The organism is Bdellovibrio sp. 22V, assembly GCF_030169785.1.
Classification (GTDB): domain Bacteria; phylum Bdellovibrionota; class Bdellovibrionia; order Bdellovibrionales; family Bdellovibrionaceae; genus Bdellovibrio.
Genome location: NZ_CP125854.1, coordinates 2,922,447 through 2,937,961, shown reverse-complemented (window position 1 = coordinate 2,937,961; position 15,515 = coordinate 2,922,447). Strand labels below are relative to the sequence as shown.

The window sequence follows — 15,515 nt, the reverse complement described above, 5'->3', positions numbered from 1 at the left end:
ATCCAAATCCTAAAAAAGAAGGCTCCTTTCAGGAGCCTTCTTTTTTTGCGTTGTGGGCTTCATCAAGTCTTGTCATACTTGAAGCATGCACACATTACCCGCGATGATTTCTGACTTGGCTCTGATTTTAGGTACGGCAGGGCTTGTTACTCTTATTTTTAAACGCCTGAATCAGCCGATTGTTCTTGGTTACTTGGTGGCGGGTTTTCTAGTAGGACCGAAAACAACGATCTTTCCTACGATTGTAAGTGGTGAAAGCATCAGCCTGTGGGCTGAAGTGGGTGTGATCTTCCTTCTTTTTGCTTTGGGGCTTGAGTTTAGTTTTAAAAAACTTTTCCGTGTTGGTGGGACAGCGAGTTTCACGGCCTTGTTTGAAGTTTCTTTGATGATCGTCTTTGGCTACGTGACCGGACGCCTTTTAGGCTGGAGCACCATGGACAGTTTGTTCCTGGGCGGTATTCTCGCGATCTCATCAACCTCGATTATCATTCGCACCATTGAAGAGCTTGGTTTTAAGAACATGAAGTTCGTCGGCATGGTTTTCGGTATTCTTGTCATTGAGGACTTAGTCGCCGTTTTGCTGATGGTATTGCTGACAACGGTGGCATTGACCCGTGATTTTGCTGGTGGCCAGATGCTGGGCGCGATTGTGAAGCTTTCATTTTTCCTCGCGATCTGGTTTGTGGCTGGTATTTTCCTTTTACCTTCATTCCTTAAGCGCGCGCAGAAACTTCTCACCGAAGAAACCGTTTTAGTTGTGGCGGTCGGACTTTGTCTTCTTATGGTGGTTTTTGCCAGCAGCGTTGGCTTTTCATCGGCGCTGGGTGCGTTTATCACAGGCTCCATTCTGGCGGAAACGATTGAAGGAGAGCGTATCCATCATCTGGTGGCTCCGATTAAAAATCTTTTTTCGGCCGTCTTCTTTATTTCTGTTGGGATGTTGATTGATCCACACGTGATTGCTCTTTATTGGCGCGAGGTTTTATTGCTGTCGGCCGTGGTGTTAGTAGGAAAGACTTTCAGCGTGACTTTGGGATCGGTGCTCGCGGGACAAACCTTGAAGTCTTCAGTGCAAACGGGAATGGCGTTGTCGCAGATCGGGGAGTTTTCCTTCATCATCGCGACTTTAGGTTTAAATCTCAAAGTCATCAGTGAAAAACTTTATCCGCTGGCTGTTGCGGTCTCCGTAATCACGGCGTTTACAACTCCGTATATGTTGCGCTCCTCGGAAAAAGTGTATGGTGTTTTAGAACGTATTCTCCCGGTGCGCTTTATTGCGGCTCTTGACAGCTATAGTGTGATTTCATTTTCGATGTCGGGGAATAAAGAGTATCGCGAGCAGGTGCGTGCTTATATCTTGAAAGTTCTTCTGAACTCTGTCGTGATCGTCGCGATTTTTCTGTTTATGGCTCGCGTGTTTTTGCCGTTCTTGCTGGAAAGGCAAATGGAAGAAGGTTCTGCAAAATTTATTTCACTCAGTGCGACCTTGTTCATGAGTGCGCCGTTTCTTTGGGCTCTGGCTTTCGGTAAAACCAAACAGTTTGAAGTGCTCATGATGGAGCAAGGAAAAGGAAGTCACAACTACGTTTTCCTGGTTTCACGAATCATGTTGGCCGTTGGTTTATTGGGGGCGATGGTCGCGCAATTCGTACCCTTGGCCTGGGCTGTCGGTATTACGTTATGGATGGTGGTTGTCGTCGGCTACGTTCTGTCGCACAAACTGCGCAGTATCTATCAGTGGTTTGAAAACCGCTTTCTTACGAACTTGCACGAAGACGTTGAAAAAAAGCACGCCCGGAAAAGCAATCGTGCGCTCGCTCCTTGGGATGCGCACATTACAGAGTTTATTATTCCGCCGGAAGGACCCTTCGTAGGAACACCTTTGCATAAACTTTCTATTCGCGAAAAGTATGGAGTAACGATTGCTTTGATTGAGCGCGGTCGCTTGCGTATCACGGCTCCGGGCAGAAATGAATGTCTGATGCCTTTTGACCATGTCCATGTCATCGGCACGGATGACCAACTGATTCAGTTTAAAACTTTCATTGAAGGCGAGGGCGACACCATCTCCATGCTGGATTCCTTGTCAGAGTATTCCTTGGAGCAATACCAGCTGAATGAGGACTCGCCTTATCTGCATAAAAATATTCGCGAGTGTGGTTTGCGGGAAGTGACGCGGGGGCTGGTCGTGGGTATTGAGCGTGAAGGTCACCGTATTTTAAATCCCGACTCCAGTGAGGTCCTGCAAAAAGGGGACGTTCTTTGGATCGTGGGAGATCGCGAAAAGATCTTACATCTTGATAAAGTTAAATCTTCCAGCGAATCAATTTAAATAAAAGATTCAATTTGAAAGGTGTGTACGGGGGATAGATGATTCGCATCAGCTTTCCCAAGAACCCCTGTTTCAGCAAAGCCTTTTCATGCGAGAAAGCCTTAAAGCCGAAATGCCCGTGATAATTTCCCATTCCGCTTTCGCCGACGCCGCCAAAGGGCAGGTTGGGATTGATAAAGTGAATCACGGAATCGTTAATGACTAAAGCGCCCGAGCTCGTTTCTCGAGTCACATCTTCGATATTCATTTTGCTGTTTGAATAAAGATACAAAGCCAAAGGTTTGGGTCTTTCATTGATAAAATGAATGGCTTCGTGCAAATCTTTAAAAGGAACCAGCGGCAGAAGAGGTCCGAAGATTTCTTCTTTCATCAGTTTCGTATGCAGATCTACTTTTTCCAAAAGCGTCGGGGCCATATATTTTTCGTCAACGTCGCATTCGCCGCCATACACGACTTCAGCGTTTTTGCTGACAGCCTCATCAAGCATGTTTTTAAGGCGGGCTGTATGCATCGGGGAAATCACGCGTGCTAAATCCGGCGAGTTCTTTTTTTCCAGCGGTGACTTTCCGTAAAACGCATCGATTTTATGCATAAGCAGAGTTTTGAACTGTGACAGAACGTCTCTTTGCACAAGAATGTAATCTGGAGCGATGCAAGTTTGCCCGGCATTCACGAACTTCGCCCAGGCGATTTTTTCAGCGGCAATCTCTAAGTTTGCGGAAGAGTCAACGATGGTCGGCGATTTTCCACCGAGCTCTAAAGTAACACTGCTTAGATGTTTGCTGGCCGCCTCCATGACGATCTTTCCCACGCGCGTACTTCCTGTAAAGAAAATGTGATCGAAAGGCAGTTGCAAAAGTTCCTGCGTTTTCTCTACGCCGCCCTCGATGAGGGTGACGTGTTCTTCGTTAAAGGTTTTTTGAATAAGCGTTTTAAGAAGTGCGGAGGTGTGTGTTGTGAACTCGGAAGGTTTAATAATCGCACAGTTTCCCGCAGCCAAAGCTGAAACCAATGGAGAAAGACAAAGTTGAAACGGATAGTTCCAAGGCCCGACAATAAGGCAAACGCCTTTAGGTTCGGGGACAACGTAACTTTTGGTGCCGGTAATCAGCAGAGGTGTGCGAGCACGCCGAGGTTTCATCCACTGCCGCAAATTCTTTTTTGCCACGCGGATTTCTTTAAGAACCGGATAAATTTCTGAAAGAAGCGTTTCCGCAGGAGGTTTCGAGAAGTCTTGGCTGAGTGCCGTAAGAATCGCTTCCGTGTTTTCGGAGATCATTTTCTCGAGAGCCGAGAGATGCTGCAGCCTTGTCGCCAGCGATTCTTTACGCAACAAAAGACTGAACTGTTTTTGATGAAGAAAAATCTGCTCGACCATAAATTTATGTTAGTTCACTTGTTTTAAGAGGCAAGGTTTTATTCCGGTATGACAAAAGGCACATCAGAAAGAAAAGATCTGCGAGCATCTTCGTGGCATCACGACGTTTTTTTGCTGAATAACGCGCCAAAGGATTTTAGAACCCAGTTGGTTGTTCATCAGCTCAGGGTGAAATTGTAATAAAAGGCCGCGGCCATTTTTGAACTCCGTGGCTTCCGTAACGCCGTCATGACTGCGAGCTGCGATCTGCAGCGGGCCGCCTTCGGTGTATACAACAGACTGATGGTGCAGAGAGTTCACGTAAAGTTTGCCCGTGCCGTCGGTCAGGCTTTTGAGGAGGCCATGCTTTGTGTCTTTGACGTCAATGTCATGCCAGTCGTTTGCGTGGGCAACGTCGTTGCCGACATGAAAGGGCACATCTTGAATAAGTCGATAACCTAATGCGACCGAGGAAATTTGCGAGCCACGGCAGACTCCGAAAAGAAAACCTTTTTCTTGTGCAACATAAGACTTGATCAACTCGATTTCAAACTGATCGCGCGCGGGAATGGTGTTGCGCGCATGAAAGTTCTCTTGTTTATAGAGCTGGGTGTGAACGTCGTCTCCGCCCATGGCGACAAGGAACGGAAATTTCTCGCCGATTTGTTTAAAGAGGTCGCGGGATTCTTTCGCGGAAAGGCCCAAGTTCGCGTTGATTGGCAGAATGTAAGATTGGTGTTTGGCCTGCTGAAAGATCTTTTTGAAATTAACGACTCGTTGTGAGTTCTTCGTGTAGTCTTTGGGAAGGTTGGCAATGAGCAAAGCGCGGGCTTCGCGATTGCCGTCTTGAAGAGGTTTAAATCCTTGAAGGCGAATATCAGGAGTGCGACCTTCAAAAAGTTCCATCAAGTCTGAATTTTTGTTGAGTTCTTTCAGATAGCGATTCGCCGCCATCTCGGGCGTCTCGTTACCGCGTACAGGCAGTATAAGGGGGGCTAAAGTATTTCCAGGGTTCCATTCGTAAAGACGAATAGAGTCCGTCGCAGCGAAGGCCACCGAAGTGAAGAATGACAAAAGCAGAGCGCAAAGAGAAAATCTCATACAGAAGAGTTCTTCAAAAGAAATGCCTAAGGGAAGGTCCCCGGTCGACGCTATATTGAAGCTCTTAAGAGCAGCGCTGTCTCAATATGAAACAGCGCCGTTTTTAGGAGAGTGATGTTCACTTTTCTAACGAGTTACTTGAGATCGTCTTCGAAACTGTCGCAGAGGAAATCCACAACGGCTGGTAAAGATCCTGTCGATTCAAAAAGCTCTCTTTGTATTTGATAACTGGGTTTTGCCAAATCGTTTTCCACGAACTCATCAATGTATTTTGCATAGCCCAGTGTCTGAATATCCTCTTTCATCTCGGAAACCAGATCTTTGATGTCCTGAAGAAGAGGCTTCGTATTTCCGTCCGAATCCACAAGAATCTCTGCATGCACTCCGAAGCGGGACGCGCGCCATTTATTCTCGCGCACCATCCAATCCGGCGGCGTTGGGCGCGATCCTTTCGTGTCCAAACGCTTTTGAATAAGAAGGGCTAAGAGATGGATGAATGCCACAAGACGTGTGGTACGGCGAACTCCGGGAACGCCATCGCAGATTCTGATTTCAAGGGTGCCATAGTTAGGACTCGGACGCAAATCCCACCAAATATCCTTGAAACTTGTGATCGATTGACTGCGCGTGAGTTTTTCAACAATGCTCTCGAAATCTTCCCAGCTTTGCAGCGTGCACGGCGAGCCGCCGGCAGGGTGCGCTTCAAAGACAGTAATACGTGACGATGACAACCCAGTGTCGTGACCTGTCCAAAACGGAGAGCTTGCAGAGGCTGCCAGCATATGCGGAAGATAATAAAGAAACTCATTCATCATCTTAATACAATGCTCGCCGCTCTTCATGCCGATATGGACATGCAATCCGTAAATCATCAAGCGCCGGGCGATATGCTGATTGCGTTCCAAAAGATACTGATAGCGATCTGCGGGATAAAAGATGCGGTGGTGCCATTTTGCAAAAGGATGCGTGCCATTGGAAGAAAGACGGCGGCCGTGTTTACGGCAAATGCGCGAAAGCTCCCGCGATGAAGACAAAAGGGCGTCTTCCACTTCTTGAGCCGTTTTACAAATAGGCGTGTCGATCTCCAGCATGCTTTGAAAAAGCTCTGGTTTAATGTGAGGGCTTGTGAGCGACCAATCCTGAAGTATGTCTGGTGAAATCGGGCTGAGGTCCCGTGTTTCAGGATGAATAATCTGTAGCTCCACCTCGACGCCTAATGAGAATAGGTCGGATTTCCCGAAGGAAATTTTTGGTGAAAAAGTCATAATTCACCTTAAAGGAATTTACACAGTAGGTGCAAATTTTTATCGAGAAAAGTGTGACATAGCGCGATTTTAGACTGGATTATTCGCTTTCGGTCACTCGATAGTGTCCCGAGTTGGAACAAATTCCGGGGCCAAATTTTTTATCAAGGTTCGCTGAAAAAGACGCAAGACTGCTAACGTAGCCAGGACCGCCGTGACTCTGCCACACGCGAAGCCACTCGGAAAATGTGTAAAGAGAAGCCGAAACATTTCTTAAAACTCTTTGCGCCGCCAGTTCCACCTCCGAGTCGCTGAGTTGACGATTGGCTTCTTGCAGGCATCGTTTTATTTCGCTCTTGCGAGCATTAAATTCTTGCAGACCCCTAGTGAAATCAAAATCTTTTTCTGTGACGTAAGAAAGCGCGTGTGCACGGTCTGCCGCCGTCAGCGCGCCCAACATGCCGATGTTAAACTCCTGACTTTTGCGGCGAGTGAAGTCGATGCGGCTGAATAAATACTCTTGCAGATTTTTTACCGCGACAGCGCCACCGGTGTTATAACCAAGAGCCACGAGGATTTTTTTCAGACGGGAATGGTCGCGGGAAGCATATCCCGCCTCTGCAAGAAGTTCCGCGATATTTCTTTTCGCGAATTCTTTGCTGACGTATTGTTCGTTGAGTTTATGAAATATCGCCGCGTAAAGAAGATTGCGAAGAGGATTGGAGTTTTTAGACATCAAAGCACATTTGCTGGCTCCGGCAACAGGTTTCCAGAACTGACTGCGGTACTGGGTCGTTTGCTTAAGCCATTGACAGCTTTTTTTGGAACTCTTGAAGATAAGATTTTTATACGCAGGAAGCGCTTCATCGACATCCGCAATAGCTTTTCCTGTGAGCTGGCCGATGCCAGCGTCTCCATTGGAGATTTTGGATTTGCACGTGAAATCCGCTCTCCATCATAAATTTCGGAAAAAGCCATTGCGGCTCGATCTCTAAACAATCCGTGATCGCTTGATAAGCGCGGCTCAAAGCTTTGATTTCCATGGAGGAATAGCGCGGGCGGGGCTGATGGGCTTCCGGAGTGCTCTTTTCTGAAACGCATTTTACAAAAAATTTTGATTTTTCGCCGACGGCGATTTTAGGAAAAGACTCCTCTAAAGCGAACTGCACGCAGCTGTCAAATTGTTGCGCATATGAAAACAGGGGAGACAAGATTCCCGCCAGAACTATCAGGAATGATTTAATAATGAATAAAAAGGCGATGCGGTTTTTGCTGAGCATGTCTTTCTAAAAAGCAAAACGCCGACCTTGAAACAAAAAAATGGGGGAGCTCATCGCTCCCCCGGACTCGTGTGAGGGGAACCACCAAACCCTCAAAGAGTCGCCACATAAACTACTTATTAAATTTCTTGTGCCTTACTTCTGCTCTTGCCGGTCTTCTGGTCACCGTGATCCACAGAGCGTACATCACGACTCCTGAGTAGAAGAGGCAGAACATTGCTACGTCATGTAAATCCGTCATGTTCTTCTCCTTTTTTCGGCCTTCCTTGGCCTCGGAAATTTCAAAGTGCCATCCTAGCGTCTTCTTGTTTCCGTCTAAGAGCATCCATGCTCTTGCTATATAGACTGGGGAGGGTAAGCCTAGGGTTAAAGAATTTTGCTAAAAATGTGGGCAAAAAGGTCCAGGAAGGCTTATTTTTCTCTATTGCAATCTATTGACTCTGAGAGGGGAAATGATTACCTTGAATCTTCCCTCGGTCCTTGAAATTAAAGGACAATTCCTTATGTGCGCGCGCGGGTGGTGGAATTGGTAGACACGTACGTTTGAGGGGCGTATGCGCAAGCGTGAGGGTTCAAGTCCCTCCCCGCGCACCAAATCTTCCCCATGCAAATCCTTCGAACAGTCCTCGCGGACGCGGCCCTTTGGGCCTGCTGCTGCGGAACTTGTATTTGCATGGGGAAGATTTGGTCGGCCCCTCCGCCTTTGGGGTTGGAGTATATCGAAAACACGAAATTAATTTGTGCACTCGTACATTAAGGTTTGTGCTGCTGTCGAGAGTTGGGCGGTTTTTCTTTTTATGAATTTGAGGTGAAATAGCAGATCTTCTTTTGGTAGGAGGTCGCTTAAGAGTCCTTCTTTGAGTTCTTCGGCGACGAGGAATTCGGGGAGAACGGAAACACCGAGGCCGCGCAGAACCATTTCTTTATGGGCTGTCAGGTTGTTGCTTGAGATTTTGATTTGTGCGTTTGGATGTATCTTTCTAAGTTTTTCCAAAGTTGGAAATTTGCGAGTAGATGAATCGTCGATTTCTCGCGAGCCAATAAAACTTTCTAGGACATCTTTCTTTCTTCGTAAATCTTTGCGGATGACAAGGTGGTACTGAATTTCTTTTTTCGCAAAAATCTCGAGTTTTTCTGAAAGATCGGGAATGTGAAAAAAGAGTCCCAGTTCAAGCTGGCCGTTTTCAATTTTTTCTAGAAGCATCGAAGCTGGGCCGGAGAAAATGTTGGGATACACTTGAGGGTGCTTCGCTAAATACTTTTCTAAAACTTCCGGCAAAAAATGACTGGCGATGGGTTCTGAGGCCGCCAGCTTTAAAGGACCTTTGACTTCGCCGGAGATTTTTCCCAAAGACTGCTTTAAATCATCGACAGAGCCGAAAATTCTTTGGCAGTGTTCAAACACCTCCATGCCTTTCGGAGTCAATTGCACACGGCGACCGACTTTTTCAAAAAGATCAAATCCGATGTCGTCCTCTAAAAGTTTCACCATGCGGCTGATGGCGGGTTGTTGAATGCGAAGTGCTTTGGACGCATTCGTGAAGCCTTGTTCTTTAGCGACCACATAGAAATATTGCAGATGCAGGAGATTCATATTTATACCTTTTTGGCATGGAATATATCTGAATTATATATTTTATCTTTATCTCTTGGCGGCCTAAAAGAATACGAAAAAGGAGACATTTATGAAAAATTTATTTCTTGTTTTAGTCACTTTCATCTTAGGTCACATGCAAACTGCCCATGCTTCAGGTTGTGGCGGCCCGGAGTACAGCATCGAAGAGACCCGTGTCCTGCAAACCTTTTCGTTTGCCGAAGCTGTGAAGAACTTTTCGATGTCGCTCTCTGCAGATGCTCAGGCAAAAATCACTGACACCAGTATTAGCTTTTATAGCGAAAAAATGAATGTTCCTGAATATCTATTCTTTTACTGGCATGAGGCGCGTTCCAGCAAAAAGACTCCAGAGAATATGACTTTCAACGAATTGGCGGCGCACTTGAAGTCATCTCAAGTAGAGCTTGTCGAGGATAGATTTTTTGTCAATTGCGGATATGCAGAGACAAATACGAAGAATAACTTTCGTATTCGTTTCAATTACAACGGACAAGAAGTCGAACTAAGAACGGGTTATGTGCCGGAAGCACGTTCTTGGTGATTGAAGCACTGATCTTAGTCAATCATTAAGTCCTAAGCCTTTTAAAATTCTTGGTATGCATTTCTCAATTCGTGAAGTTCGCGTAGCAGCCTGCTTTGCGGAAGAGAAATGCATTAAGTAATGTCTTTGACGGCCTGGGGTGAGGGCTTCGAAAGCGGATTTTAGTTTTTTGTTTTCTTTAAATTTGGTTTGAAGTTCGGCCGGGATTGCGGGAAGCGCCGGTTTTTTCTTTTCTGTTTTTGCGGGCGCTCCTTCGGCTTTTAGGGCTTCTTTGATGTAGGACTTTATTGCCGCTTTCATTTTCTTAATTTCTGCAACGTTTGTAAATTCAAAGCGCCGGGCTGTTTGGGAGTTTTCTCCCGGGCTTTTGAGTAGGTGCTTTGGGTCCTTCAGGCGGTGGCCGTCGAAGAACATCAAGGCACAGAAGTTTTTAAAGTTTTGAATGATGACGATGTTGCGGTCGCTATTTGTATAACACGGTAGACGCCATTTGAAGTCCTCGGTCAGGTCGCATTCCAAAGCTATTTCTCTTAAGAGTTGAATCTCTTCTTTCCACTTTTTCTCGTTCTTAATAAAAGCGTCGACTTGGGAATTACGTTCTTTCATATCGTTCCACCTTGTTAGGACTCCGAAATTGAATTGTGTGGCGAGACACCGCTAAAAATATGTTGAACGGCTCGCGAAGCAAAGTCACTGGAATTTATTTAACTGGGACGTAAGCGGGCTCTGCGAGGACGCACGAGCACCTTTGAAGTCTAACAGAGTCTTGGAAATTATCTTTTCTTTTCAGACGGCTCCATGAACCATTTTTAGTTGATGGGGGGCCTGTATGAAAAATGTTTTCTTTTTTCTTTTGGTTGTTTTCTGTCTTCAATCCGCTGTTGCTGCGACAGATCCTCTGCCTTCCTGGAATAATGGAGAGATTAAACAGTCTATTATCAAATTTGTGGAAGATGTCAGTCGAACGGGGAGCCCCACGTTTGTAAAGCCCGAAGATCGCATCGCCACATTCGACAATGACGGAACTTTGTGGAGTGAAGTCCCGACAGTTGAAGTCGAGTTCACGAAAGTGCGCTTGCAGGAGGTTCTAGAAAAAGATCCTTCTTTGAAGAATAAAGAGCCCTATAAATCTCTTCTGGCGAAAGGCAAGGCGGCACTTCCGATGCTCTCGCAAAAGCAAATCCTCGACATCATGGCGCGAACCCACTCGGGAATGAGCGAAGAAGAGTTTGAAGAGCAAGTGCGCAGCTTCTTCGAAACAGCCCGCCATCCGAAGCTGCAGGTTCCGTATACCCAGACCACTTATAAACCCATGCTCGAGCTATTGAGCTATTTACGCGAAAACGGGTTTAAAACTTTCATTAGCTCCGGTGGAGACATCGCGTTTATGCGCGCGGTGGCTTTTAATATTTACTCGATCCCACCAGAAAACATCATTGGTTCTTTTTTTGTCGACAAGACGATTGAGAAAAACGGGCGTCTTGAGGTTATGCGCACCGCGAACTTAGGTTTGATGAATGATAAAGAGAATAAACCCGTCGGTATCGTTCGTCATATCGGCAAACGGCCGATTTTCTCTGCGGGCAATGTGCGCTCAGGTGGAGACGTGGAAATGCTTCGTTATTCGAGTGAAGGGCAGGGGCGCACTCTGCAATTGATGATCAATCATGACGATGTCGATCGTGAAGCGGCCTACCAGGAAAAGGATGGGAGATCGCTGGCTGCCGCCAAAAAATTTGGCTGGAAAGTGGTTAGCATGAAAAGCGATTGGAAGCAGGTTTTCGCAACAGAACAACCTCTGGCAAAAAGAAATAAATAAGACAAAGGAGTGTCTATGGCGACTCGGAAGGATACCGGCACAGGGACGAAAAAACCCAACATTCTTGTGATTTGGGGGGATGATATCGGGATTTCAAATTTGAGCTGTTACAGCGACGGCATGTTGGGTTACCGCACCCCCAACATTGATCGTCTTGCGAAGGAAGGAATGAAGTTCACCGACTCTTATGGCGAACAGAGTTGCACGGCAGGCCGAGCCTCCTTCATTACTGGGCAGAGCGGAATTCGCACGGGTCTAACGAAAGTGGGTGTGCCTGGCGCGACAGTGGGGCTTCAAGCTTCGGATCCGACAATCGCGGAACTCCTTAAAGATCATGGTTATGCCACAGGACAGTTTGGAAAAAATCATTTGGGTGATCGCAATGAGTATTTGCCCACTGTGCATGGGTTCGATGAGTTTTTCGGCAATCTCTATCATCTGAATGCGGAAGAAGAACCCGAGTTGCCGGATTGGCCTCCACAAAAAGATTTTCCAGAGTTTAACAAAGGTTATCGACCGCGCGGTGTCCTTCGCTGTGTAGCGACAGATAAAGAAGACAGCGCTTCAGATGCACGCTTCGGTAAAGTGGGAAAACAGAAAATCGAAGATACGGGAGCTCTCACAAAAAAAAGAATGGAAACTTGCGATGAGGAATTCGTCGCTGCTGCCAAAGACTGGATCACTCGACAAAATCAGGAAGGAAAACCGTGGTTTTGCTGGGTGAATACAACACACATGCACTTCCGCACGCACACAAAGCCCGAAAGCCTCGGGCAAGCAGGGCGTTGGCAAAGTCCTTATCACGACACGATGATTGATCATGATAAAAATGTCGGGGATCTTCTAAACCTTCTCGATCAGTTGGGTATTACGGAAGACACGTTTGTCATGTACTCCACGGACAACGGACCGCATATGAACTCTTGGCCGGATGGAGCGATGACGCCTTTTAGAAGTGAAAAAAACACTAACTGGGAGGGAGCGTTCCGTATTCCTCTTTTGGTGCGCTGGCCTGGAAAGATTGCCGCGGGTTCCGTTTCAAATGAGATTGTGCAACATCATGATTGGTTGCCGACTTTCTTGGCAATGGCGGGCGATGATCAAATTGTTGAGAAACTCAAGAAAGGCCATAAAGCCGCCGGCAAGAGTTTCAAAGTGCATATCGATGGCTATAACCTTCTGCCGTATCTGTTGGGCCAAGAGAAGCACAGTCCTCGGAAAGGATTTATTTATTTCAACGACGATGGCGACATGGTGGCCTTACGCTTCGATAACTGGAAGCTCGTATTTATGGAACAAAGATCGCCCGGAACACTCCGAGTTTGGGCAGAGCCGTTTGTGACGTTGCGTTTACCGAAGCTTTACAATCTGCGCACTGATCCTTTTGAAAGAGCCGACGTAACTTCGAACACTTATTACGATTGGCTGCTGGATCACGCCTACATCGTCTTAGCAGCACAGGTGGTGGCAGCTGATTTCGCTAAAAGTTTGAAAGACTTTCCGCCGCGACAAAAACCTGCAAGCTTCACCGTCGATCAGGCCATGATGAAAATGAATGAGGCAGCCAGTGGCGCGCATCACTGAGATTGAACTCGAGAGACCCTTAAACAAACCTGATTTGTCAAAAATGACTTGGATCCCGGGAGGAACTTTCCTCATGGGATCCAACGACCATTATCCTGAAGAAGCTCCCGTACATCGAGTGATCGTCGACGGGTTTTGGATGGATACGTCGCCCGTGACCAATGCCGAGTTTAAAAAATTCGTTGATGAAACCGGATATGTCACCTTTTGTGAAAAAGCACCGGAGGCTAGTCAGTATCCGGGAGCAAGGCCCGAGATGCTCGAAGCGGCTTCCGTCGTCTTCGTAAAACCGTCACAAAAGGTCGATCTGCGCAATCCGCATTTATGGTGGAGTTTCGTCTTCGGTGCAAACTGGAAACAGCCGCAAGGACCTGGAAGCACAATTCAGAATCGCATGGATCACCCTGTCGTCCACATCGCTTTCGAAGATGCGCAAGCTTACGCAAAATGGGCGGGGAAAAAACTTCCGACGGAAGCAGAGTGGGAGTATGCCGCTCGCGGTGGCCATGAGTCTCTCGAGTACGCCTGGGGAAGTGAACTCGAACCGGGTGGTGAACATCGTGCGAATATTTGGCAAGGGGAGTTTCCATGGCAGAACCTAACGAAGGATGGCTATGAAGGCACATCGCCGGTGCAATCTTATCTGCCGAATGACTATGGCCTTTACGATATGATTGGGAATGTGTGGGAGTGGACTGTGGATTGGTACGCCCCTCGTCATCCCGAGGAAAAACAAAAAGCCTGTTGCATACCTAAAAATCCCCGTGGTCCCGCTCAAGAAGTCAGTTATGACCCGCGATCGCATGTCAAAATTCCAAGAAAGGTGATGAAGGGCGGTTCACATCTGTGCGCACCGAACTATTGCCGTCGCTATCGACCGTCAGCACGGATGGCCCAACCTATTGATACGTCCACTTCACATCTGGGCTTTCGCTGTGTTGTTCGCGGGGAGCGCTCTGAAATAAAGAGGTAAGATGGAGCCGGAAAAAATAGATCCGAACGAGCTTTCACAAAGAAGAACAGAAATGTCGGTCCAAAGAACCGATATGTCGACTCATCGAACAGATATGTCGGAAGAGCGGACCGATCTTTCGGTGGCACGCTCGCATTTGGCTAATGAGCGAACGCATCTTTCGTACTTGCGAACCGGAGTCGCCTTAATCAGTTTCGGTGTAACCCTCAACCGTTTTGCTTTGTACTTGCTTCAATCCGAAGAGATGGAGCGTTTTCACAGAAAAATGTTTTTGCATGACTTGAAAAATGTCGGCATCGGTATGGTTCTTTTAGGAAGCATTCTGCTGGCATGGTCTATTCGTCATTTTATCAAGATTCAGAAGAGCATCGAAAACCTCTCCTTTGTTCCAGCAAAGTGGTCGCTCATATTTTTCTCGTTGGCTGTTATTTGTATTGGGGCGGTGACGACGATCTGGATGATCTTAAGCTGAGGTGAAAATGGAAAAAGAATATCTTGTCAGCGCATCGCAAATATTTACTTTATTCTTTATTATGTTTGGCCCGTTTCGAGTTCTGGGACCCTTCTTTAAGTTGACACAGCCATTAGCACCCGCACAGCTCCGAACAGTCGCATTTCGTTCTGTGATTATTGCGATGACCTCGTTAGTCCTCGGAGGATTTGTCGGGAAATCGCTTTTGGAGAAATGGAAGATTCCCATTCCCATTCTTGAAGTCACGGCAGGACTTATTTTCGCGATTGTCGCATTCTCGATGATTTTAAAAATCAAAGTGGAAAAAGGAGAGACTTCAAATACCGAGGTCAAGATGGAGGGACTCGCTCTCAATACCGCTTTATCCATGATCATCACGCCATTTGGCATGGCCGTTCTCGTTATTTTTTTGGCCATCAGTATGGATTGGGCGCGAACGATGACGGTTTTTTCTATGTTGGGGCTCGTCATGCTTCTAAATCTTCTTGCTATGATATTAGTTCGGAAGATTATGGGGAAGGTCGGTCTCGTGATCTTGCAGGTCCTTGGTGCAATCCTGGGGGTGCTTCAGGCAGCACTGGCTGTGAATATGATTCATGTGGGGCTCATGGCCCTGCGAGCCTCTTAGGAGTGTTATGAAAGAAAATCTTTTGCGTGTTACGCATATGTTGAAAGAAGTGCACCGTCGGTTTTTGGAACTTGAAAGGCTGGACGCGGAAAAGTTTTTCGAAAGAAGAATCAGCCCCTTTGATTTTTTGCAGATTCTTACACACGACAAAAACTTTAAATGGCTTCAGCCATTTTCAGCGCTCATCGCTGAACTCGACGCGTTTCTTGAGGAATCAGAAAATGTTTCCGACGAAGATCTGGTGTGTATGAAAGATCAAATCGCCTTCGTGCTTCGTCGCTCGGTCGGAGACTCGTTTTTGTACGATCGCTACCAAACACACTTGAACAATGATCCCAACTTTGTTCTTTTGCACGCGAATCTAAACGAGGCTTTGAATCGATTGAAACCCACGGATATTTCGAAGAATCTCTCTTAAGAGCGCAAATAAAAATTCTTTTACAAATAGATTGCTGTTTTTATGCAGCCCCCTGTTCGAGAGCGATACCAAGAGAGTAGCTGTCGAACTTTCGGGCAGGGGCGTTTTAACGGCGTTAAAAAGCCACATAACTATGAGCGGCGCAGAGTTT

General features: G+C 46.7%; 15 protein-coding genes and 1 tRNA gene. 9 read left to right on the top strand and 7 right to left on the bottom strand.

Translation table 11 applies throughout. From position 1 onward, the window contains the following. The first annotated feature begins 85 nt into the window (after window positions 1–85). Window positions 86–2,332 (top strand): monovalent cation:proton antiporter family protein, encoded by a 2,247-nt coding sequence (locus QJS83_RS14200; protein ID WP_284605713.1) that lies wholly within the window; start codon window positions 86–88, stop codon window positions 2,330–2,332. Here QJS83_RS14200 and QJS83_RS14195 read toward each other — a convergent pair. From QJS83_RS14195 to QJS83_RS14175, 5 genes are all read right to left on the bottom strand, one after another. Beyond that, window positions 2,307–3,710, bottom strand: coding sequence for an aldehyde dehydrogenase family protein (locus QJS83_RS14195; RefSeq protein WP_284605710.1), 1,404 nt, complete (start codon window positions 3,708–3,710; stop codon window positions 2,307–2,309). The genes QJS83_RS14200 and QJS83_RS14195 overlap by 26 nt on opposite strands. Window positions 3,711–3,773: 63 nt before the next feature. Beyond that, window positions 3,774–4,790, bottom strand: a complete 1,017-nt coding sequence (locus tag QJS83_RS14190) for a gamma-glutamyl-gamma-aminobutyrate hydrolase family protein (RefSeq protein WP_284605707.1) — start codon at window positions 4,788–4,790, stop codon at window positions 3,774–3,776. A gap of 134 nt (window positions 4,791–4,924) precedes the next feature. Continuing rightward, complete coding sequence (locus QJS83_RS14185; RefSeq protein WP_284605704.1) at window positions 4,925–5,995, bottom strand: carboxylate-amine ligase; 1,071 nt, start codon at window positions 5,993–5,995, stop codon at window positions 4,925–4,927. Between the two features lie 139 nt (window positions 5,996–6,134). Continuing rightward, window positions 6,135–6,770 (bottom strand): hypothetical protein, encoded by a 636-nt coding sequence (locus QJS83_RS14180; protein WP_284605701.1) that lies wholly within the window; start codon window positions 6,768–6,770, stop codon window positions 6,135–6,137. A gap of 127 nt (window positions 6,771–6,897) precedes the next feature. After that, complete coding sequence (locus tag QJS83_RS14175) at window positions 6,898–7,314, bottom strand: hypothetical protein (RefSeq protein WP_284605699.1); 417 nt, start codon at window positions 7,312–7,314, stop codon at window positions 6,898–6,900. A 511-nt stretch (window positions 7,315–7,825) separates the two neighbouring features. Between QJS83_RS14175 and QJS83_RS14170 the strand changes: the two genes are divergently transcribed. Beyond that, window positions 7,826–7,908: transfer RNA gene (locus QJS83_RS14170), tRNA-Leu, on the top strand. A 139-nt stretch (window positions 7,909–8,047) separates the two neighbouring features. On the opposite strand, the gene QJS83_RS14165 is transcribed toward QJS83_RS14170, so the two are convergent. Further along, window positions 8,048–8,908, bottom strand: coding sequence for a LysR family transcriptional regulator (locus QJS83_RS14165; protein WP_284605697.1), 861 nt, complete (start codon window positions 8,906–8,908; stop codon window positions 8,048–8,050). 91 nt (window positions 8,909–8,999) lie between these two features. Between QJS83_RS14165 and QJS83_RS14160 the strand changes: the two genes are divergently transcribed. Beyond that, window positions 9,000–9,470 carry a hypothetical protein gene (locus tag QJS83_RS14160; RefSeq protein WP_284605695.1) on the top strand — a complete coding sequence of 157 codons (471 nt, stop codon included), beginning with the start codon at window positions 9,000–9,002 and terminating at the stop codon, window positions 9,468–9,470. A gap of 18 nt (window positions 9,471–9,488) precedes the next feature. Here the strand turns inward: QJS83_RS14160 and QJS83_RS14155 are convergent, their stop codons facing one another. Then, the gene (locus tag QJS83_RS14155) at window positions 9,489–10,076 is read right to left on the bottom strand and encodes a YdeI/OmpD-associated family protein (protein WP_284605693.1); all 588 of its coding nucleotides are present in this window, start codon (window positions 10,074–10,076) and stop codon (window positions 9,489–9,491) included. A gap of 223 nt (window positions 10,077–10,299) precedes the next feature. Between QJS83_RS14155 and QJS83_RS14150 the strand changes: the two genes are divergently transcribed. From QJS83_RS14150 to QJS83_RS14125, 6 genes are read left to right on the top strand one after another with little or no spacing between them, the layout of a single operon-like run. Next, a complete protein-coding gene (locus QJS83_RS14150) occupies window positions 10,300–11,289 on the top strand; it encodes an HAD family hydrolase (RefSeq protein ID WP_284605691.1) in 990 nt (329 codons plus the stop codon). Window positions 11,290–11,304: 15 nt separating this feature from the next. Then, complete coding sequence (locus tag QJS83_RS14145; RefSeq protein ID WP_284605689.1) at window positions 11,305–12,873, top strand: arylsulfatase; 1,569 nt, start codon at window positions 11,305–11,307, stop codon at window positions 12,871–12,873. A gap of 43 nt (window positions 12,874–12,916) precedes the next feature. Continuing rightward, window positions 12,917–13,846, top strand: coding sequence for a formylglycine-generating enzyme family protein (locus tag QJS83_RS14140; protein ID WP_284605687.1), 930 nt, complete (start codon window positions 12,917–12,919; stop codon window positions 13,844–13,846). A gap of 1 nt (window position 13,847) precedes the next feature. After that, entirely contained in the window at window positions 13,848–14,318 is a 471-nt protein-coding gene (locus tag QJS83_RS14135; RefSeq protein ID WP_284605685.1) for a YidH family protein, read from the top strand. A gap of 7 nt (window positions 14,319–14,325) precedes the next feature. Then, window positions 14,326–14,946: a MarC family protein gene (locus QJS83_RS14130; RefSeq protein ID WP_284605684.1), complete on the top strand. Its 621-nt coding sequence runs from the start codon at window positions 14,326–14,328 to the stop codon at window positions 14,944–14,946. 7 nt (window positions 14,947–14,953) lie between these two features. Then, window positions 14,954–15,364: a hypothetical protein gene (locus QJS83_RS14125; RefSeq protein ID WP_284605682.1), complete on the top strand. Its 411-nt coding sequence runs from the start codon at window positions 14,954–14,956 to the stop codon at window positions 15,362–15,364. Window positions 15,365–15,515 lie beyond the last annotated feature (151 nt).

What these genes read in the sequence shown, in the direction of transcription:
- QJS83_RS14200 (WP_284605713.1), top strand. Translation starts at nt 86, where the DNA reads ATGCACACATTACCCGCGATGATTTCTGACTTGGCTCTGATTTTAGGT.
- QJS83_RS14195 (WP_284605710.1), bottom strand. Translation starts at nt 3,710, where the DNA reads ATGGTCGAGCAGATTTTTCTTCATCAAAAACAGTTCAGTCTTTTGTTG.
- QJS83_RS14190 (WP_284605707.1), bottom strand. Translation starts at nt 4,790, where the DNA reads ATGAGATTTTCTCTTTGCGCTCTGCTTTTGTCATTCTTCACTTCGGTG.
- QJS83_RS14180 (WP_284605701.1), bottom strand. Translation starts at nt 6,770, where the DNA reads ATGTCTAAAAACTCCAATCCTCTTCGCAATCTTCTTTACGCGGCGATA.
- QJS83_RS14175 (WP_284605699.1), bottom strand. Translation starts at nt 7,314, where the DNA reads ATGCTCAGCAAAAACCGCATCGCCTTTTTATTCATTATTAAATCATTC.
- QJS83_RS14165 (WP_284605697.1), bottom strand. Translation starts at nt 8,908, where the DNA reads ATGAATCTCCTGCATCTGCAATATTTCTATGTGGTCGCTAAAGAACAA.
- QJS83_RS14160 (WP_284605695.1), top strand. Translation starts at nt 9,000, where the DNA reads ATGAAAAATTTATTTCTTGTTTTAGTCACTTTCATCTTAGGTCACATG.
- QJS83_RS14155 (WP_284605693.1), bottom strand. Translation starts at nt 10,076, where the DNA reads ATGAAAGAACGTAATTCCCAAGTCGACGCTTTTATTAAGAACGAGAAA.
- QJS83_RS14150 (WP_284605691.1), top strand. Translation starts at nt 10,300, where the DNA reads ATGAAAAATGTTTTCTTTTTTCTTTTGGTTGTTTTCTGTCTTCAATCC.
- QJS83_RS14145 (WP_284605689.1), top strand. Translation starts at nt 11,305, where the DNA reads ATGGCGACTCGGAAGGATACCGGCACAGGGACGAAAAAACCCAACATT.
- QJS83_RS14140 (WP_284605687.1), top strand. Translation starts at nt 12,917, where the DNA reads ATGACTTGGATCCCGGGAGGAACTTTCCTCATGGGATCCAACGACCAT.
- QJS83_RS14135 (WP_284605685.1), top strand. Translation starts at nt 13,848, where the DNA reads ATGGAGCCGGAAAAAATAGATCCGAACGAGCTTTCACAAAGAAGAACA.
- QJS83_RS14130 (WP_284605684.1), top strand. Translation starts at nt 14,326, where the DNA reads ATGGAAAAAGAATATCTTGTCAGCGCATCGCAAATATTTACTTTATTC.
- QJS83_RS14125 (WP_284605682.1), top strand. Translation starts at nt 14,954, where the DNA reads ATGAAAGAAAATCTTTTGCGTGTTACGCATATGTTGAAAGAAGTGCAC.